Here is a 19314-nt window from a genome sequence, read left to right on the forward strand (position 1 = left end):
CATGGACTCAACGTTGAAGGATCTGCGGGAGTGGCTGCTGCGGGAGCACTCCGGCACGGTCTGTGCCGACCGGCTCCGCGTGATCGCAGAGGAGCTCGCCGACCTGACCGCTCGCGGTCTGCCGGGACCCGTGGTGGAACTCGGCTGCTACAGGGGCGCGATGGCCCTCTGGATCCGCAGCGTGCTCGACTCGCTGGGCGACCGCGACCGCGAGATCCACGTCTACGACTCCTTCCAGGGCATGCCCGTGCCCGGCGCTGAGGACTCGGATCACCTGGCGGCGGGCGAGCTCCGGTCGTCCCCGGACGACGTGCGCGCCACGCATGCGGCCTGGGGCAGACCGGCGCCGGTCATCCATCCGGGGTGGTTCGACGAGACCCTTCCCAAGGAGCTGCCCGACAAGATCGCGTTCGCCTACCTCGACGGCGACTTCTACGACTCGACCCTCACGGGACTCACACACTGCGTCACCCGCCTGGTACCGACGGGCGTGTTGCTCGTCGACGACTACGCGGACACGGCGGTCAATCCGCGGGCCTGGGACGGGCTCCCCGGGGTGAAGCGTGGCTGCGACGCGTACTTCGGTGGGCCTTCGCCCGTGACCGTCGTCGTCGGTGAGGGTGATCTCGCCTTCGGCCGGTACGAGAAGCCGGAGTTCCGCGGATGAGCGCTGTCCTGGTGCTACGCGGTGCGGCGGACGCGAGCGCGATCCGCCGCGCCCTGCCCGATGTCCTCGTACACGAGTTGCCGGACCTGGACTCACCTCCGCCCGCCGACACGGCCGTGCTCGTCCTGCGTTCCGGCGTCCGTCTTGGCGAGAGGGAGCTCGACGCGCTCCCTCGTCTGCGGCACGTCGTACGGACCGGCTCCGGCATCGACCACATCGACGTGAGCGCCCTCCGGCAGCGTGGAATCACTCTGCACCGCAACGCCGAGGCCGGCGCGGGCGCCGTGGGCGAGTGGGTCCTCGCCGCTGCCCTCGCACTGGCCCGGCGGATCCCCTTCGGGCAGCACGCACTGCTCCTCGGCCGACACGAGAAGCAGGCATGCATGGGCGCGTCACTCAGCACCCTGGCCACCGGGATCTGGGGCGCTGGCCCGGTGGGGTTGGCCGCCGACTGGGCCCTCGCCCCCCACGTGGGCCGCACGGCCTTCGCCGCGTGGTCGTCGAACCCTCCCGGTCTGCGAGAGCTGCCGCCGACAGCCCTCATGGAGCAGTCGCAGGTACACGTGATCGCTCTGCCGTTGCGCCCCACGACCGAAAATCTCTTCGGCGAGGACTTCCTCGAACGCGTCGCTCCGCAGCGGCCTCTGCTCATCTGCGCAGGGCGGCTGGAGACCCTTGACGTCGCGGCCTGCTTGCGGGCACTGGCGGACGGGAGGCTCTCGGGCCTCGCACTCGACCCGGTTGAGCGGCAGCACCTGCCGCTCCTCACCGGCTCCACGACTCCGCTCAACCTCCTGGCCTCGCCCCACATCGGCGCACAGCGCTCCGACGTGCGCGGCGCACTCGACCGATGGGCCATCGATCTCCTCAGGGAGATCACCGCCGACGACAAGATCCTGATCGAAGGAGGCCACTGGTGAACCCATCGGCACGACGGCGCCGGGAGATCGCCGACAGAGTCGCCCAGGCTCTGCTCGCATCCGGTGAGGCCCGCGAGGTCTGGCTGGAGGGGGCCCTCGCCTGCGGCTTCGCCCACGCGGCGAGCGACATCGATCTGCGTGGCCTCGTGGACGGCCCCCTTCCGGCATGGGAGTCACGCATCGTGGACGGCGTCCGTGTCGACCTCCAGGCGACAGCGCCGCAACAAGCCGAGGAACTCCGTCACCTTCTCCGCTCCTTCGACGTCCGCCGCGACGATCTCGGATCGTTCCGCCGGGTACGCGCCTCGATGCACGACCTCATGTGTCTGCGCACGGCTCTCTCGTACGGCTCCGGACACTGGAATCCGGTGCTCGACCCCGGGGAGCGCCAGGGCTACCGACGCTGGGCGGTCGCCGACCAGGCGGAGGTCGCGGCGAGCCTCGCCGAAGACCTGACCGGCCTCGTCGAGGACGGCCTGCCCGAATCGGCCAACGTCGTGTGCCGGAAGCTAGAAACCTGCCTCACCGCGCTCGGCTGCGCGGCGGCCGGCCACCCAGTCCTGGGCGACAAGTGGCTGCCGCTGCTTGCCAGCGCTCCGCTCCATCCGCCGATCGCCCCGCCCCGCACGGAAACGTGGGAATGGTTCCGTCCGGTTCAGCGACGCGTGACCAGAGCGCTCCTGGACTGCTGGCCCGTCGACGACCCGCTGCAGAAGCCGCCCAACCTGGAAGGTGCCCCTGACGTCGGTTGGCTGCCCCAGCGGTATGCCGACGGATGGTTCCTTCGCCGCGGCGACGTCCACATCCCCATCACCGGCGGACAGCTTCTCGGGTGGCTGTCCACGGTCTCCACCGATGGCGCGTAGACCGCGCCTCTCCTCCTCGGGAGGTCTCTGATGCCCGCCACCCGCACCGCCCCCACGGACCTGGAGAGTCTCTACGCGCCACTGTTGAGCACCGGGCCGGACACAGCGGTCTCCGTCATCCTCAAGCTGCGGGGAGAGTCCTGCGACATCGACTGCCTGTACTGCTTCGAGAAGCGCAAGGAGTCACCGGGCGGCGCCCGTATCAGCGCGGAACAGGTCCACCGCCTCGGTTCGATCTTCTCCGGGCGTCCGCTCAGCGTCGAACTCCACGGCGGGGAACCCCTGACCGCCGGCCGGGAACGGATCGCGGAGATCCTGGACGCGCTCGCCACACAGCCGAACGTCATCCGCGTGAGCCTCCAGACCAACGGTCTCCAGCTCGACGACGCCTGGCTGGACCTGTTCGAACGGCACTACCCGGAGCTGGAGATCGGCATCTCCCTCGACGGGGACGCGCTGGGCAACTCGTGGCGAGTGGGCTACGACGGCCGCCCCACCTACCCGCGAGTGATCGAAGCCCTGAAGCTCCTCGGTCGTCGAGAACGCCGCGTCGGCGTCATCTGCGCCGTCACCCCGTACGTCCTCGGCCGGGCCTCCGAGGTCATGGAGCACCTCACCTCCTTTCCCGCAGTGACGACGGTCAGCCTTGTGCCGTGCTTCGACGCGGCGGTCACCCGGTCGACCACGGTGGTCGGATCCCGTGCGCCGACCAGTCGGGCACTCCAGCGACGGGCCATCGGCCCCACCGGCCCGGCCTGGGCCGTCACACCTCGTCAGTACGCCGACTTCGTGTTGGAGGCCGCCCACCACTGGGTCGCCGACGGCGTGTTCCACCGCGTCAAACTGGAGCCCGTCGTCTCTGTCATCCGCCGTCTGAAGGGTCTGAGGACCCGTTCCTGTCACTTCTCCGACTTGAAGTGCGACCACATCCTCACCCTCTATCCCGATGACCGCCTGGGAAGCTGTGACGAGCTGCCCTGGCCGCAGGCCGGCCTCGCCTCCCTCAGCGATGTCCACACCGAGGCGGACGTGGCCAGCGCCCAGGGCAGCTCTCCCTTGCTCCAGCAGGCACGCTCCCTGGTCACGAAGTGCACGACCTGCGACTACCGCGACACCTGCGGCGCAGGCTGCCCGGCGGTCCGCCTCCGCTTCGCCGCCGCAGGCGACGAAGACGCGTACTGCGACCACCGCATACGCCTGATCGACGGCGTCGCCGCACTCCTCGCCCAGCCAGACCTCCCGCCCGGTGACTCATGTTCCCGGTTGCGCTGGCGTCCCGTCCGTCCCAACAACATGCACCACGTCTCCGCCTTCCTGGACCGCTGGGACGACCCCGCTGTTCCCCGCTCGCCCGCGCGTCTCCAGGTCAGCGCCAACGGGAACATCAACACGGTCGGCCTCCCTGGCGTGCACGAGGCAGACGATCTCGACCCCCACCATCCCCAGTGGTACGAGGGCATCGAGTCCGGCATCCGCCCGGTCGTCGACGCGCTCACCTCAGGCTGGAACGCCGTCACCTACGACAGCTGCCAGGGTCACGCCTACGCAGACCTCCCCGGAGCCGAGCCCCGGTTCCTCTCGGTCGGCATCCTGCCGCGCGACCGCGCCGAGTACGCGCGCACAGCTGCACGCCTATGCCGTGCCGCCAGCCGAGCCGAGTCCTCCCTGCCGGGCGCGTGTTCGCTGGTCCTCGCTCGCGGCGAACTCGCCTGCCGCACCACCGGCCGGGTGTATCCGACGCTCGACCTCCATCTCGTGCCCGCTGCCGGCACCACGTCGGCCGAGTACTTCGAGGACCTCGCCCAGGCGGTGCACGTACTCACGGTGGCCCTGGCCGAAGCCGCCTCCGCCCCGCCGTCCACCCCCTGCGCGTGCGGAGGCGACCAGTGATCCACATCGCCGAGACTCTTTCCACCCGTACTGTGGAGGGCTTCCTCAAGCCGGACGAGATCGAGCAACTCAACCTCGTCATGGACGACACACTCGGCTCCCTCGGGCGCAACCGGTACGGCACAGCCCGCCGTACCACCATCCATGAGATCCCCGGTCACTCAGCCGCCGAGGCGCAGGACGTCTACGAGCCAGCCGGCCGGATCGAGATGACCGACATCCCGTCCGAGGCGACCACCCTCCTCGACCAGGCCCTGAAGCTGCACATGGCCGTCATCACGCGCGCCCTGCCGTCGGTCACCGGCCACCGGCCGTGGATCTACCTCGAATACGGCCCCGGCCAGTACATCACCCCGCATGCCGATGGCATCGCTCCCGATCCCCTCACTCGTCCCCGCCAGATCGCCGCCGCGACAGTCACGCTCACGGACATCCACGACACCGGCGGCGCGTTCTACGTGGAGACCACGGGCAGCGACGCCGTCTGGACCGCCGACGAGGCGCCGGTCGGATCGGGTTACGCCCAGGGAATGCGCTTCGCACACGAAGGGGCGGACATGTCCTCCCCCTGGTTCCGCGCCATGCCCCGCACCCGATGGAGCGTCGCACCCGCTCCCGGCACGCTCGTGGTCTTCGGCAGTCAGCTCGTCCACGGCACCGAACCTGTCCGCGCCGGCCGCGTTCGCAAGTTCCTCACGCTCTTCGTCTCCGAGTAGGAGGCTTCCCCGCCATGACTGGCCCCCGCGGCCCGCCCCGCAGCCACACCCCCAACCCACGGCCCCGACCAGAGGAGAGAGCGAGCAGTGGCAGAAGACAAGACATTCGACGAGTTCCTGGAGGCAGTCGCGTCCCTGCGCGACAGCGACCCCGTGCGCACCACCGCGCACACCTCCAACGCGGCCATCGAGACCTGGCTGGCCACCACGGTGCAGCCCGCCACCGCTGAGCCCACCACCGAGTCCTGACCCGCCACGGGGCCGGGCCGTCCCGGTCCGGCCCCGTTCGACCCCCGGAGCCCCAGATGAGCGCTCTCTCCCCGGAAGCCCTGGTCGCCCTCGGTAGCATCGCTGACCATCAGCGCCTACGGACCAGCCGTATCACCTCCGTACTCGCCAACCGCCTCGGCTCGTCCGCCCTCGACTACGCCGTGGCCCACCACCTGCTCGAAGGCGCCGAACACGCGGCGCGCGCCCGGGGCGCCGACCGGCTCGCCTGGTACCGCCATACGACGGTGCGAGACCTGACCCACCTGTCGGCCGGTGCGCACATCGTGCTTAACCCGCGCACCGCGGACATGCTCCGCTCGGAGATCTCCGAAACCGCGTACTACCTCGTCAACCCTGACACCAGCCCCGCCCCACCCGAGGCCCTTGGCCTCGCTCGTGCCGCCATCGCCTCCGCGACCGAGCACGGCTTCGGGACCCTGCTCACTCAGCACGCCCCCGTCATCTGCCTGCTCAACCGTCGCCGACTCGACGAGACCCTCCACAGCTGGGCCCTCACCCGCCTCCCGGGCACCGTCTTCACCGACTACACCGCCCACCCCGAGGTCCTGGCCCGCGACCTGATCCACGAGGCCGCCCACAACTGGCTCAACGACGCCCTCGCAGCACACGACGTGCGCCTCCCTACGGACGTCACCTTCTTCTCGCCCTGGCGAGGCACCGACCGTCCGGTCTTCGGATTCCTCCACGCGTGCTGGGCGTTCGCCCTCACCGTGCTCTACGCACGAGAGGCGCGGCGCAGCGCCACGGGCGCCGTCGCACCCTTCCTCGACACCCACCTGCGCCACCAAGCGGTTCAGTTCGCTGCCGCCACCGAGCAGATGGAACAGGCCCTCTCGTACGTGACCGCACACGAGATCCGTGAACGGATCGGTCGCGCGGTAGGCAAGGTCGTGGGTCCAGCGGGATCAGAAGCATCACCATTCTGCTTGTAGGCGTTCGGCAGGAGGCGAGCCCTCTCGGTTCGTCCGCGACTACCTGTCACTCCGATCGTGAGCAAGTACCAGGCTGAGGACCCTGGACGTCACCCGCCGCTGGTGTCCTCCCCCTGATCCTGATGGACCTGGCGGATCATGGACTACTCGCTGCGCTGCCAGGAAGGGCGCTGCTGGTGGCCCTTCACTTCGGCGATCCGGAGGGCCGCCGTCACGAGGAACTGGCGGCAGAACTCAAACTCCTCTTGATCGGCAAACCGGCCGTGTTCCTCATCGCGCCGCGCGATGACCGCATCCTGGTCCTCGTCGTTAGGCCAGACGTCCGGCAGTAGCTCGCGGAAGCGGAGGTACTGGGGGAAGTCGAGGCCCACCGACATGATGCGCATTGCTTCTTGGATCTCCACGACGGCTTCACTGACATCGCCGAGGCGAGCGCCGAGGCGGGGGGCCTGGTTGTTGCCCATCTTTCGGAAGGCGCTCTCCAGGCTCCCAGTAAAGAATGCGTCGTGGCGCAAAGTCCTGCCGAATCCACGCATGGCGCGGCTGTTGCCGATCAGCAACGCGAACGCCCGCGCCACCAGGACCATGGCCAGGGCCCGTGATCCATCGGCAGCATGCTGGCTCGCCTGCTTCGCCTTGACACGCACTTCGTCCTGCGGGATCACGTCCGCCATGTCGATGGAATCGAAGGACACCTGACTGAAGACCCGCGGCACGTTCTCATCGAAGAATGCCGTGACGTCCACCCGAGCTTGGTCGAGGGCCTCAGGGGTCGGCATGTTCCCTGCATGCTTCAGTCCGTTGCGGTGGTCGTTGAGGCGCCGCATGCCGGCCGACTGGCTGAGGAGAACCCCATTGGGCGTCTTTTTCAAACGGTCCCAGTAGTCGAGGAAGTTGGTCTTCCTGTCCAACTGCGCTCCGAGGTGGTCCCCCGCGAGCACAAGGAACAGTTCTACCGAATCGTGGAACGTGAGTAGCGCGGTCACGTTCAGGGGCGCAGGCAGTCGGGACTGCTGCACGGCCTGGTCGTACACCAGCCGCACGAAAGCCAGCCGCTTAGCTGTCTGCGGATCAAGCGCCGTCGTCATCGGTACCCCCTGCCAGGTGAGGTGGATCAACGCTACCCGGTCCCGGTCCTCTTTCCGCGCCCCAACGGTGCAAGGTGACCCCGTTCTACCCTGGAGCGATCTCGCGCGCGGAGCGCCACGGGAGAGAGCGTCCCGATCTACGTGCCCATCTGCGGCAACGGCCGGTCTGGTGGGCACATGTGGGTGTCGGCGGTTGACCGCACGCTGTGGGAGGAGATCGTCGGTGAACGGACGTCTCTTCCCCCGGCCTCGGCCGAAGAGGACGCCGACGTGATCACTTTCACCGAGCAGGAGATCGACCGAACCTGCCCGGCAGGAGAGGAAGGGCGGTTCGGCAGCGACGCCCGGCCCATCCGCGACTTCGGCCAGCCGACCGGTGGCATCACCCTTCCCCGCATGCCTGTGCAAGGCTCTCGTGATCCGATGCGGATCACCCCAGTCGAGCGGGCCGCCGCCGCGCGCTGGGATGCCCGACGTGGGAGCTGGGGCCCTGCGCCGGGTGCGGCCAGCTGATGCGCAGGTACGGGCGGTACGCGGCGATGTACTGCCGCGTGTGCCGGGCCGTCCTCAACGGGCGGTAGCCGGGAACTGCAACCAAAACTGCAACCACGCACGACGAAGGGCCCCACCGCGAACGGTGGGGCCCTTCGACATCGTGCCCGGTGAGGCACTGGCGGAGGATACGAGATTCGAACTCGTGAGGGGTTGCCCCCAACACGCTTTCCAAGCGTGCGCCCTAGGCCTCTAGGCGAATCCTCCGCCAGGAACATTACATGACCGAGAGGAGTGCTCGCGAACTCGTTCCCGGCCCCCGACATCAGGTAACCTTGGCGCAGCCCCTCACGCGGCGCTATCTGACTGAACTCCCCCAGGGCCGGAAGGCAGCAAGGGTAGGTCGGCTCTGGCGGGTGCGTGAGGGGCGTCTGCGTTCCCGGGTCAGATCTCCCGGGCCGGGTCTCCCGGCCGGGGCCCGTTGTCGGTGGGCGCCTATAACCTCGTATGCGTGTCGTCTCTCGCTCTGTACCGCCGCTACCGCCCGGAGACCTTCGCCGAGGTCATCGGGCAGGAGCATGTCACCGACCCGTTGCAGCAGGCGCTGCGCAACAACCGGGTCAACCACGCGTACCTGTTCAGCGGGCCGCGCGGCTGCGGCAAGACAACCAGTGCCCGCATCCTCGCGCGCTGCCTGAACTGCGAGCAGGGGCCCACACCGACGCCCTGCGGCGAGTGCCAGTCCTGTCAGGACCTCGCGCGCAACGGCCCCGGCTCCATCGACGTCATCGAGATCGACGCCGCTTCCCACGGTGGCGTGGACGACGCCCGTGACCTGCGGGAGAAGGCCTTCTTCGGGCCCGCCCGCAGCCGGTACAAGATCTACATCATCGACGAGGCCCACATGGTCACGTCGGCCGGCTTCAACGCGCTGCTGAAAGTCGTCGAGGAGCCGCCGGAGCACCTCAAGTTCATCTTCGCGACCACCGAGCCCGAGAAGGTCATCGGGACGATCCGGTCGCGGACCCACCACTACCCGTTCCGGCTCGTGCCCCCCGGCACGCTGCGGGAGTACCTCGGCCAGGTCTGCCAGAAGGAGACCATCCCCGTCGAGGACGGCGTGCTTCCGCTCGTGGTGCGGGCCGGCGGCGGGTCCGTGCGTGACTCCATGTCGGTCATGGACCAGCTCCTCGCGGGCGCCGCGGCGGACGGTGTGACCTACGCCATGGCCACCGCCCTGCTCGGGTACACCGAGAGCTCACTCCTCGACTCCGTCGTCGAGGCTTTCGCCACCGGCGACGGGGCCGCGGCGTTCGAGGTCGTCGACCGCGTGATCGAGGGTGGGAACGACCCCCGCCGCTTTGTCGCCGACCTGCTGGAGCGGCTGCGCGACCTGGTGATCCTCGCCGCTGTTCCGGACGCGGCGGAGAAGGGGCTGATCGACGCCCCCGCCGATGTGATCGAGCGCATGCAGGCCCAGGCCGGCACCTTCGGCCCGGCCGAGCTGAGCCGCGCCGCCGACCTCGTCAACGAGGGCCTGACCGAGATGCGCGGCGCCCACTCGCCCCGCCTCCAGCTCGAGCTGATCTGCGCGCGGGTCCTGCTCCCGGCCGCCTACGGTGACGAGCGCTCCGTCATGGCCCGCCTCGACCGGATCGAGCGCGGCGTGAACTACTCCGCAGCTCCCGCCGGAATGCCCGCGATGGGATACGTGCCCGGACCGGAGGGGCACGGGGGAGCGGCGGCCGCCCCGGTCCAGGCGGGTGGCGGTCCGGTGGCACCGGGCAGTGGCCCGGCCGCGGCCCGTGCGGCGGTGCGGGGATCCGGAGCACCGGGTGCCACCGGCACCACGGCCGGCGGCAGCGGCCCCACGGCGGCTCCGGCCGCCTCCGCCCCTCCGGCGGCGGGCCCGGGGGCGCCACCGTCGTCGCCCGGCCAGAGCGCGCCGCCGTCGGCGCCGGGCACCCCTCCGGCTCACCACGCCCCCGCTCCCGCCGCCCAGGGCGCCCCCGGCCGCCCCGGAGGACCAGGCGCCCCCGCCGAAGCCCCGGCAGCCTCCGCCGCCCCCGGCGGACAGGCGAAGCGCTCCCCGGCCCAGCCCGCCCCCGGTGCCTGGCCCACCGCCGCCCCTGCGGGCAGCGGCGGTCGCCGCCCCGGCGGCTGGCCCACGGCGGCTCCGGGCGCGTCGGCCCCGAACACCCCGCCGACGAGCCCCCCCGGCCCCGCCACCCCGCAGGCGGGCCCGCCTGCGGCTCCGGCCCCGCCCGCCCCCGCACCCGCCCCCGCTCCCACGGGCGGCGGGAGTGTCGACCCCCGGATGCTCTGGCCGAACATCCTGGAGGCGGTCAAGAACCGCCGCCGCTTCACCTGGATCCTGCTCAGCCAGAACGCCCAGGTGACCGGCTTCGACGGCACGACCCTGCAGCTCGGGTTCGTCAACGCGGGCGCGCGGGACAACTTCCTGAGCAGCGGCAGCGAGGACGTGCTGCGGCAGGCGCTGGGGGAGCAGTTCAACGTCCAGTGGAAGATCGAGGCCATCGTCGACCCCTCGGGCGGCTCCGCGCCCCCGGCGCCGGGCGGCCCCTCCGGATTCGGCGGCGGGGGCGGCTACAGCACCGGCGGTGGCGGCGGTTACCCGGCAGGCGGCGGCGGTGGCGGTGGCGGTGGCGGTTACGAGGCCGGCGGTGGAGGCACGGCGACCGCCCAGCGCCCTGCCCCCTCCCCGACCGCCCCGCCCGCCCCCGCCTCCCGGGCGAGCACCCCCGCCCCGGCCCCGGCCGCCTCCGTCCCCCAGCCCGCCGCCCCGGCGCCGCGCCATGTCTCCGCCGAGGAGGACATCCCCGAGGACGACGACCCCGACCTCGACGAATCGGCTCTCTCCGGCCAGGAGCTGATCGTCCGGGAACTGGGGGCGACGGTGGTCGAGGAGTTCACGAACGAGTAGCCCGGCCCGGCGAGCCGAGCCGCCTCCAAGGGTCAGGAGGGGGCCTCCTCGACAAGGGCGCCTCGGAGGAACCTCCAAATCGTGATCGCTCCCCCTTTCGGAAGCCCGCACAAGGGGAATCCGGCGTCTCCCGTTAGGCTGACCCCGTGAAGGTCCTCGTCATCGGCAGCGGCGCCCGCGAACACGCCCTGTGCCACTCCCTGTCCCACGACCCCGATGTCACCGCGCTGCACTGCGCACCCGGCAACGCCGGCATCGCCGAGGTCGCCGAGCTGCACCAGGTCGACGCGCTGGACGGCGCCGCCGTCACGGCGCTGGCCACACAGCTCGGCGCGGAGCTCGTGGTCGTCGGCCCGGAGGCCCCGCTGGTCGCCGGTGTCGCCGACGCCGTGCGCGAGGCGGGCATCCCGGTCTTCGGCCCGTCCGGCGCGGCAGCGCAGCTCGAGGGCTCCAAGGCCTTCGCGAAGGACGTCATGGCGGTGGCCGAGGTGCCCACCGCCCGGTCGTACGTCTGCACGACTCCGGAAGAGGCCGACACGGCCCTCGACGCCTTCGGCGCTCCCTACGTCGTGAAGGACGACGGGCTGGCCGCCGGCAAGGGCGTCGTCGTCACCGACGACCTCCAAGCGGCCCGGGCCCACGCGGCGGCCTGCGAGCGCGTGGTCATCGAGGAGTACCTCGACGGCCCCGAGGTCTCCCTCTTCGCCGTCACCGACGGCGAGACGGTCGTGCCCCTCCAGCCCGCCCAGGACTTCAAGCGCGCCCTGGACGGCGACGAGGGCCCGAACACCGGCGGCATGGGCGCCTACTCCCCGCTGCCCTGGGCCGACCCGAAGCTGGTCGACGAGGTCCTGCAGACCGTGCTGCAGCCGACCGTCGACGAGATGCGGCGGCGCGGCACGCCGTTCTCCGGCCTGCTCTACGCCGGTCTCGCCATCACCTCCCGCGGTGTCCGGGTGATCGAGTTCAACGCCCGGTTCGGCGACCCCGAGACCCAGGTCGTCCTGGCCCGGCTGAAAACGCCGCTGGCCGGTCTCCTGATGGCCGCCGCCACCGGCAACCTCGCCCATCTGGAGCCGCTGCGCTGGAGCGACGACGCGGCCGTGACCGTGGTCGTCGCCTCGCACAACTACCCCGGCACCCCGCGCACCGGCGACCCGATCACCGGTCTCGACGAGGTCGCCGCCCAGGACGCCCCGCACGCGTACGTGCTGCACGCCGGCACCAAGGGGGACGGCGACGCGGTCGTCAGCGCCGGCGGGCGCGTGCTGTCCGTCACGGCCATCGGGAAGGACCTCACCGAGGCCCGCGACCGCGCCTACACGGCTGTGGGACGCATCCGCCTCGACGGCTCCCAGCACCGCACGGACATCGCCGCGAAAGCCGCGGAGGCCGCGGAGGCGTAACCGTCCCCCTCGCGGAACAGGGAAACCACCCCGCCGCCGATGAACCCCACAGGCCCCGGATCCGTCTCAGGATCCGGGGCCTGACGTATGCGAGAACCGGGGCGTGGCATAGGCGAGAACCGGGGCCTGACGTGTGCCGAGAAGTAGGGGCTGACGCTTCGAGAAGTGAGGGCTGATGCGCGCTTTCCGTCATCCACCTCTCCCCAAAGCCATTCCATCGAGTGACCGCTGCCCTATCCGGCTGACGGGGGGCGAAGCCCCAACTAGGGTGCGGCGCAAGCGTTCCGGCACTTGGCCCACCGGCATTGCGATGTCAGTGGCGGGTGCCACAGTGGGGGAGTGAGCAAGGAAAGCGTCGGGTCAACGGGGAGGGGGTGAGGTCGGTCGTGACCGTAATGGGTGTGGAAGCAGGCGCGCAGGTCGCGCGGGCACGGGCACTGGCCGTGCTGCGCGTCCGCAGCCGAGCGCTGGCCGTCGCCCTGTTGCCCGCCGCCGTCGCCGTGATCCTGCTCGCGGGCGCGGCGGGCGACCGCCTGGAGGGGCCCGTCTGGGACCGGGCCCGCTGGGTCCTGACGCCGGTCGCGGCCCTCGTGCTGCTCGCCGCCGCCGGGGTCGCCCTGGTCGTCGCCCGGGCCCGGCCCGCGATGAGCCCGACCGTTCCGGTCACCGAGGAGGCGGCTCCCGACCTGTACCGGATGGTGCGCGACCTCGCCGACCGCCTCGACGTCCCCGCGCCCTCCGCGATAGCGCTCACCCCGGACTGCGACAGCTGGCTGGAGGACCGCACCCACCCGGCCCACGGACCGCCCCCGGTGGAAGAACACCACGACATAGCGGGTGCGGGGAGGCAGGCGCACCGCCGGCAGCCCGTCGCGCCGGTCCTCGTCATCGGCTCCCCGTTCCTGTGGTGGATGAGGGTCGGCGAGCTGCGCGCCGTTCTCGCTCCGGTCATCGCCGGTACGGGCCCCTCGGCCCACCCGGACATAGCCGCCGCCCGCCGCTTCGTCCGGGGCCTGGACGCGGCGGTGGCCGTGGCGTCGGCGCCCCACCGCGATCCGGTGTCGCGGGCCGTGCTCGCCGGGGTCGGCCGGGTCGCCCGGCTGCTGCTGCGCGGTTGCCGCGTCCATGCCGCCGAGATGGAGCGGGGCGTGGCGGCCGCGGCCGCGGAGCGTGCACAGGCTGTGGATTACGGGCTGCGGATCGTCGCCCAGGAGCAGGTGGGCCTGGCCTACGCGGGCTGGGACCGGCTGCTGACCCGGGTCGCGCTGCCGGCCTGGCGGATGGGCCGCTGGCCGTCCCGGCTGGACGCCGGTGTCGTCGCGGCGCTCACGGAACTGTCCCGGCGCGACCGCCTGGCCGAGGGCTTCGCGTCCCGGCTCGGCGAGCGGCCCGCCTGCGATCTGCTGGAGGAGCCGGGCGCGGTCGACGAGGCCGCCTCCCTCCTCGCCGCCCGTCTCTTCCACGGCGGTCCCGCCGGGCCCGGGCCCGACTGGGCGCCGGTGGACTGGAGCGACTATCCGGAGGAGGTCGTGGACCGCAAGTGGCGCCTCGACGCGGCCCGCCTCCATCGTGTCCTGGACGCGATGGGCGTCCGTCCCGCCACCGGCTCCACGGCCCCGGCGACCGGCGCCCCGACCCTGTCCCGCGTCCTGGACCACCTCACGGACACGGCACCCGCATGGACGGCCGAGAAGCCGGGCGCCTCCGGCCCCGCAGCGGACTCCCTCTCCCCCCGACCGGAAACCGGCCCCCCGGTGGGCGGCTCCCCGTCCCCCGGACCGGAGACCGACCCCGCAGCGGACTCCCCGTCCCCGCGGCGGGAGACCGCCCCGGCCGAGAACTCCGCGACATCCCCCGGCACCCCGGACCTCCACGACGACGAGGACCTCTCCGGCACGACGGCGCCCAGCGCCACCCTCGCCGCCCGGCTCAGCGCCGAACTGGCCCGCGAGGAGGCCGTCCCCTCCCCGGCGGCCCCGTCCCCCGCCGCCCCGTCCCCCGCCCCCGATCCCGCAGCCCTCTGGGACGACCGGGCCCTCCCCCTCTTCCCCCTCCAGCCCCCGCGCACGGCCAGAGAACTGCTCGCCGACCACCTCACCGCGATGGTCTGCTGCGCCGCGATGGACACCGCCGGAGCGATGCCGGGCCTGGACTGGCTGGACGGCCCGACCCTCCTCGTCGACGGTGAGCGCACAGCCGATCTGGCGCCCAAGGTCCTCACCCTCATCGAGGACGGCGACGCCACCCCGCTCCGGGTCTGGCTCTCCCAGCTCGGCATACGCCCGGAGAAGCCGGTCCGTCTCGGCTGACGCCCCGGAGCACCTGCTTCCGGTTCTGGCCAATTCGAAACGAGCAGTAACGAAGTGCGCGCTTTATGTGATGTGCTTGGACCGTTCGTGCGTAGGGCAAGGGCTCGCGACATACGACAACCACATAGGCGCAAAGGCGTCACACGCACCGCAGCACACCGCACCACCGCAGAACACCACGCACCGCACAACACCGCACCGGCACCGCACACACCACACAGGTACGCACCACCACGGGGGTCAAGGGGAGGGGAAGCCGCCATGGGTTCGGAGCAGATCCGCCGCTGGGAGTCGGGAGCGCTGGCGCACGCCGTGACGGATCCCTTCGGGCAGGGCCCCGTTCCGTGGCTGCGCGGCAACGTGACGTACTTCGACGACTCGGGCCAGGTCGTCCCCTGGTACGTGGACCAGGACGCGCCGCATCCGTCGAAGAAGGGCACGGGCGGCCCCCGCGCGGCCGACGACGTGCACCGCCAGATCAAGGGCTTCACCTCCACCGCCGCGGTCGCGCCCGGCGAGGCCATCGACTTCCACGTCACCGTCGACCCACCGCAGCAGTTCGCCGTCGACATCTACCGCATCGGTCACTACGGCGGTGACGGCGCCGCGAAGATCACCACCAGCCCTCGGCTGTCCGGCATCGTCCAGCCCGCGCCGCTCACCGCGGACCGTACGGTCTCCTGCCACCACTGGTGGCTGTCCTGGCGGCTCCAGGTCCCGTCGTACTGGAACATCGGCGCGTACGTCGCCGTCCTCACCACCACCGACGGCTACCGCTCCCACGTGCCCTTCACCGTCCGCCACGACCAGCCCGCCGACCTGCTGCTCGTGCTGCCCGACGTCACCTGGCAGGCCTACAACCTCTACCCGGAGGACGGCCGCACCGGTGCCAGCCTCTACCACGCCTGGGACGAGCAGGGCCGCCTGCTCGGCGAGTCCGACGCCGCCACGACGGTCTCCTTCGACCGTCCCTACGCGGGCGCCGGCCTCCCCCTGCACGTCGGCCACGCCTACGACTTCATCCGCTGGGCCGAGCGCTACGGCTACGACGTGGCCTACGCCGACGCGAGCGACCTGCACGCGGGCCATGTCGACCCCACCCGCTACCGGGGGCTGGTCTTCCCGGGCCACGACGAGTACTGGTCGGCCGCCATGCGCGCCACCGTGGAGTTCGCCCGCGACGCCGGCACCTCGCTCGTCTTCCTCTCCGCGAACTCCCTGTACTGGCAGGTGGAGCTGGGACCCTCCCCGTCCGGAGTCCCCGACCGGCTGCTGACCTGCCGCAAGCGCAGGGGCCCGGGGAAGCCGGTGCTGTGGCGGGAGATCGACCGCGCGGAGCAGCAGCTCCTGGGCATCCAGTACGCCGGGCCCGTCCCCGAGCCGCATCCGCTGATCGTCCGCAACGCCGGGCACTGGCTGTGGGAGGCGACCGGGGCGCACGAGGGCGACGAGATCGAGAACCTGGTGGCGGGCGAAGCGGACCGCTACTTCCCACGCACCCCGCTGCCCGAGCACGAGGAGCGCATGCTGCTCGCCCACTCCCCGTACACCGACAAGGACGGCATCCTGCGCCACCAGGAGACGTCCCTGTACCGCGCCCCCTCCGGCGCCTGGGTCTTCGCAGCAGGAACGTTCGCCTGGTCACCGGCCCTGGACCGCCCCGGCCACGTCGACACGCGCGTCCAGCGCGCCACCGCCAATCTCCTGGACCGCATCTGCAAACGCGACTGACCCCCTGTCGGTGATCAGGCCGGAGTACGGGAGAATCGAGCCACTTGGGGCCGCCCGTCGCCCACCCCCGCCCTGCTCGGGCCTTTCGGGCGCCCCTTTGTTCTCGACCACGGGGAGGAACCGTGTCCGGATTCGTCGAAAAGCCCGAGCCGCTCCAGATTCCGGGCCTGGTACATCTGCACACCGGCAAGGTGCGCGAGCTGTACCGGAACGAGGTGGGCGACCTCGTGATGGTCGCCAGCGACCGCATCTCCGCTTACGACTGGGTGCTGCCCACCGAGATCCCCGACAAGGGCCGGATCCTCACCCAGCTGTCCCTGTGGTGGTTCGACCGGCTCGCCGACCTGGTCCCGAACCACGTCCTGAGCACGGAACTGCCCGAGGGCGCCCCGGCCGACTGGGCGGGCCGCACACTCGTCTGCAAGTCGCTGCGGATGGTCCCGGTGGAGTGCGTGGCCCGCGGCTACCTCACCGGCTCCGGCCTCGCCGAGTACCGACAGACCCGCACGGTCTGCGGCCTCGCCCTGCCGGAGGGCCTGACCGACGGCAGTGAACTGCCCGCCCCGATCTTCACCCCGGCCACCAAGGCCGCCGTCGGCGAGCACGACGAGAACGTCTCCTACGAGGAGGTCGCCCGCCAGGTCGGCGCCGACACCGCGGCCCGGCTGCGCCAGGCGACCCTCGCGGTCTACTCCCGGGGCCGGGACATCGCCCGGGAGAGGGGCATCATCCTCGCGGACACGAAGTTCGAGTTCGGCTTCGAGGGCGAGGACCTGGTCCTCGCGGACGAGGTCCTCACCGCGGACTCCTCCCGCTTCTGGCCGGCCGACCAGTGGCAGCCGGGCCGCGCGCAGCCGTCGTACGACAAGCAGTTCGTCCGCGACTGGCTGACCTCGCCGGAGTCCGGCTGGGACCGGGGGAGTGAGCAGCCGCCGCCCGCCCTGCCCCAGCAGGTCGTCGACGCCACCCGCGCCAAGTACGTCGAGGCGTACGAGCGCCTGACCGGCACGAGCTGGTCGTAGTACGCGGAGAAGCCCCCCGGCCGGAACCGGGGGGCTTCTCGATGGAGCGAACGACGAGGTTCGAACTCGCGACCTCAACCTTGGCAAGGTTGCGCTCTACCAACTGAGCTACGTTCGCATGCGCCGTGGCGCGAGAACCACTATACCCAACCTCGCTCCCGCGCGAGCCGCACCGCCGCATGCCGGTTCTCCGCCCCGAGCTTCGACACGGCCGACGACAGATAGTTCCGCACGGTCCCCTGGGACAGCGCGGCCCGCCGGGCGATCTCCGCGACCGGCGCCCCGTCGGCCGCGAGTTCCAGGACCTCCGCCTCCCGCGCGGTCAGCGGCGAGTCCCCGGCGGCGATCGCGTCGGCGGCCAACTCCGGGTCGACGTAACGGTTCCCGGCGTGCACCGTGCGGATGATCTCCGCGAGCCGCTGCGCGCTCACCGTCTTCGGCACGAACCCCCGCACCCCGGCCTCCAGCGCCCGCTTCAGGTGCCCGGGCCGCCCGTGACCGGTGACGATGAGGACCCTGCAGCCGGGCAGTTCGGCCCGCAGGGATGTGGCGACCTTCACACCGTCGGCTCCGGGCATCTGGAGATCCAGCACGGCGACATCGGGCTGGTGCGCCCGGGCCATCGCCATCGCCTCGGGCCCGGTGGCCGCCTCGGCGACGACCATGAGGTCGTCCTCCAGCGACAGCAGCGCGGCGAGTGCTCCCCGGATGAGGTGCTCGTCGTCGGCGAGCAGCAGCCGCACGGGCTCCGCGACCGTCATCGCGTGACCTCGCTCACCGCACGCACGGCGACAGCGGCCGGAACGGTGCCGGACGCAGCGGGCAGCGGAACCTCCGCCGTCAGCCGGAACAGCCCCCGCCCCGCGGGCTCGGCGTCCAGCGTCCCGTCGAGCTCCGCCAGCCGCTCCCGCAACCCGGCGAGCCCCGAACCGGGGGGCCCGGACGCGGGTTCCGTCCCCGTCTCGCTCACTCCGTCATTCTCCACGGACAGCACCACTCGCCCCTCCAGCACCCGCAGTCGCACCTCACACCGCCGCGCGTCCCCATGCCGCAGGACGTTCGTCGCGGCCTCCCGCACCACCCACCCCAGGGCGGACTGCACGGTGGTCGGCAGTCCGGTCACCGTCGCCCCGCCGACCGTGCAGTCGATGCCGGCCGCCGCCAGCACTCCTTGCGCACCGGCGAGTTCCGACGCCAGGTCGGTCTCCCGGTAGCCGCGCACGACCTCCCGCACCTCGCGCTGCGACTCCTGCGCGAGCCGCTGCACCTCGACCATCTGCGCCACGGCCTCCGGCCGCCCTCGCTGGGCCAGCTGCACCGCCAGCTCGCTCTTCAGCGCGATCACGGCGAGGTTGCGCCCCATCACGTCGTGCAGATCCCGCCCGAACCGCAGCCGCTCCTCGGCGACGGCGAGCCGGGCCCGGGTCTCGCGGGCCTCGTCGAGTTCGTAGACGGCGTTGAGCAGCCACACGGAGAAGACGGCCGTGAAAGCGATGAACACGCCGCCGATCAGCACGATCAGCGCCGTGGTCAGCGCCGTGAGCACGGGGGCGCCGAGCGTGAACGTCACGGTCCCGGCCCCTGCCGCGAAGCCGCCCGCGATGGCGAACGCGCGCCGCCGGTCGCGGACGCCGAGCGCGATGATGCCGGGGCCGAAGATCAGGATCACTCCGAAGACACCGCCGGCGGCGGTGTCGACGCGCTCGCCGTCGGGTCCGAGCTCGGCGATCGCGATCGCGGCGGCGGCGATCGCGGCGGTGACGGCGGCCAGCGTCCACATCAGTTTGACGGGCTGGGGCCTGCGGCCACGCGTCCAGTCGATCGCCCGGGACACGGTCACGAAGCAGAGGGCGGCGTGCACGGCCACCACCAGCAGGGCGGTACTGCCCCGCCGCGCCCCGAGCGGGGCCACGGAGGTGAGCCCGACGGAGAAGAACTCCATCACCGCGAAGGAGTGGAACGACCACCGCGTGTATGTCTCGACCTTCTCCGGCGTGCTCTTGTGCCGCCACCACCTGCCCGGCGCGCGCATCGGCCCGT

Annotated in this window: 16 protein-coding genes, 2 tRNA genes and 1 other RNA gene; 14 read left to right on the forward strand and 5 right to left on the reverse strand. The window is 71.7% G+C overall.

Annotation, left to right across the window (positions count from 1 at the left end; translation table 11 throughout):
- The first annotated feature begins 1 nt into the window (after window position 1).
- The 7 genes from QNO09_RS34480 (at window position 2) to QNO09_RS34510 (ending at window position 6282) form a co-directional block, all read left to right on the forward strand.
- On the forward strand, window positions 2-667 hold the full coding sequence (locus QNO09_RS34480) for a TylF/MycF/NovP-related O-methyltransferase (RefSeq protein ID WP_283974174.1): 666 nt from the start codon (window positions 2-4) through the stop codon (window positions 665-667).
- Complete coding sequence (locus QNO09_RS34485) at window positions 664-1587, forward strand: NAD(P)-dependent oxidoreductase (protein ID WP_283974175.1); 924 nt, start codon at window positions 664-666, stop codon at window positions 1585-1587. Before QNO09_RS34480 ends, QNO09_RS34485 begins: the two co-directional genes overlap by 4 nt.
- Window positions 1584-2453: a nucleotidyltransferase domain-containing protein gene (locus QNO09_RS34490; protein WP_283974176.1), complete on the forward strand. Its 870-nt coding sequence runs from the start codon at window positions 1584-1586 to the stop codon at window positions 2451-2453. The genes QNO09_RS34485 and QNO09_RS34490 overlap by 4 nt, the downstream gene beginning before the upstream one ends.
- Before the next feature lie 30 nt (window positions 2454-2483).
- Window positions 2484-4343, forward strand: coding sequence for a radical SAM protein (locus QNO09_RS34495; RefSeq protein ID WP_283974177.1), 1860 nt, complete (start codon window positions 2484-2486; stop codon window positions 4341-4343).
- Window positions 4340-5059, forward strand: coding sequence for a 2OG-Fe(II) oxygenase (locus tag QNO09_RS34500; protein ID WP_283974178.1), 720 nt, complete (start codon window positions 4340-4342; stop codon window positions 5057-5059). Before QNO09_RS34495 ends, QNO09_RS34500 begins: the two co-directional genes overlap by 4 nt.
- An 87-nt stretch (window positions 5060-5146) precedes the next feature.
- The gene (locus tag QNO09_RS34505) at window positions 5147-5308 is read left to right on the forward strand and encodes a hypothetical protein (protein WP_283974179.1); all 162 of its coding nucleotides are present in this window, start codon (window positions 5147-5149) and stop codon (window positions 5306-5308) included.
- Window positions 5309-5364: 56 nt separating this feature from the next.
- The gene (locus tag QNO09_RS34510; protein WP_283974180.1) at window positions 5365-6282 is read left to right on the forward strand and encodes an aKG-HExxH-type peptide beta-hydroxylase; all 918 of its coding nucleotides are present in this window, start codon (window positions 5365-5367) and stop codon (window positions 6280-6282) included.
- A 143-nt stretch (window positions 6283-6425) separates the two neighbouring features.
- On the opposite strand, the gene QNO09_RS34515 is transcribed toward QNO09_RS34510, so the two are convergent.
- The gene (locus QNO09_RS34515; RefSeq protein ID WP_283974181.1) at window positions 6426-7370 is read right to left on the reverse strand and encodes a hypothetical protein; all 945 of its coding nucleotides are present in this window, start codon (window positions 7368-7370) and stop codon (window positions 6426-6428) included.
- A gap of 183 nt (window positions 7371-7553) precedes the next feature.
- On the opposite strand from QNO09_RS34515, the gene QNO09_RS34520 reads away from it, so the two are divergent.
- Complete coding sequence (locus QNO09_RS34520) at window positions 7554-7883, forward strand: hypothetical protein (protein WP_283974182.1); 330 nt, start codon at window positions 7554-7556, stop codon at window positions 7881-7883.
- A gap of 158 nt (window positions 7884-8041) precedes the next feature.
- Here QNO09_RS34520 and QNO09_RS34525 read toward each other — a convergent pair.
- A tRNA-Ser gene (locus tag QNO09_RS34525) sits at window positions 8042-8129 on the reverse strand.
- A gap of 73 nt (window positions 8130-8202) precedes the next feature.
- Here QNO09_RS34525 and ffs point away from each other — a divergent pair.
- The 6 genes from ffs (at window position 8203) to QNO09_RS34555 (ending at window position 17274) form a co-directional block, all read left to right on the forward strand.
- An RNA gene (ffs, locus tag QNO09_RS34530) (signal recognition particle sRNA small type) lies at window positions 8203-8297 on the forward strand.
- Window positions 8298-8373: 76 nt separating this feature from the next.
- Window positions 8374-10806: a DNA polymerase III subunit gamma and tau gene (locus QNO09_RS34535; RefSeq protein ID WP_283974183.1), complete on the forward strand. Its 2433-nt coding sequence runs from the start codon at window positions 8374-8376 to the stop codon at window positions 10804-10806.
- A gap of 146 nt (window positions 10807-10952) precedes the next feature.
- Window positions 10953-12212, forward strand: a complete 1260-nt coding sequence (purD, locus tag QNO09_RS34540; RefSeq protein ID WP_283974184.1) for a phosphoribosylamine--glycine ligase — start codon at window positions 10953-10955, stop codon at window positions 12210-12212.
- A 395-nt stretch (window positions 12213-12607) separates the two neighbouring features.
- Window positions 12608-14521, forward strand: coding sequence for a hypothetical protein (locus tag QNO09_RS34545; protein ID WP_283974221.1), 1914 nt, complete (start codon window positions 12608-12610; stop codon window positions 14519-14521).
- A 261-nt stretch (window positions 14522-14782) separates the two neighbouring features.
- Window positions 14783-16252, forward strand: coding sequence for a N,N-dimethylformamidase beta subunit family domain-containing protein (locus QNO09_RS34550; protein ID WP_283974185.1), 1470 nt, complete (start codon window positions 14783-14785; stop codon window positions 16250-16252).
- A 122-nt stretch (window positions 16253-16374) separates the two neighbouring features.
- Complete coding sequence (locus QNO09_RS34555) at window positions 16375-17274, forward strand: phosphoribosylaminoimidazolesuccinocarboxamide synthase (protein ID WP_283974186.1); 900 nt, start codon at window positions 16375-16377, stop codon at window positions 17272-17274.
- Window positions 17275-17316: 42 nt separating this feature from the next.
- Here QNO09_RS34555 and QNO09_RS34560 read toward each other — a convergent pair.
- The 3 genes from QNO09_RS34560 to QNO09_RS34570 all read right to left on the reverse strand — a co-directional run bounded on the left by QNO09_RS34560 (window position 17317) and on the right by QNO09_RS34570 (window position 19306).
- Window positions 17317-17392, reverse strand: a tRNA-Gly gene (locus QNO09_RS34560).
- A gap of 22 nt (window positions 17393-17414) precedes the next feature.
- Window positions 17415-18035: a response regulator gene (locus tag QNO09_RS34565; protein WP_283974187.1), complete on the reverse strand. Its 621-nt coding sequence runs from the start codon at window positions 18033-18035 to the stop codon at window positions 17415-17417.
- Window positions 18032-19306 carry a sensor histidine kinase gene (locus tag QNO09_RS34570; RefSeq protein WP_283974188.1) on the reverse strand — a complete coding sequence of 425 codons (1275 nt, stop codon included), beginning with the start codon at window positions 19304-19306 and terminating at the stop codon, window positions 18032-18034. Before QNO09_RS34570 ends, QNO09_RS34565 begins: the two co-directional genes overlap by 4 nt.
- Window positions 19307-19314: the final 8 nt, after the last annotated feature.

The sequence above is a fragment of the Streptomyces sp. 378 genome (assembly GCF_030124145.1).
Taxonomy (GTDB): domain Bacteria; phylum Actinomycetota; class Actinomycetes; order Streptomycetales; family Streptomycetaceae; genus Streptomyces.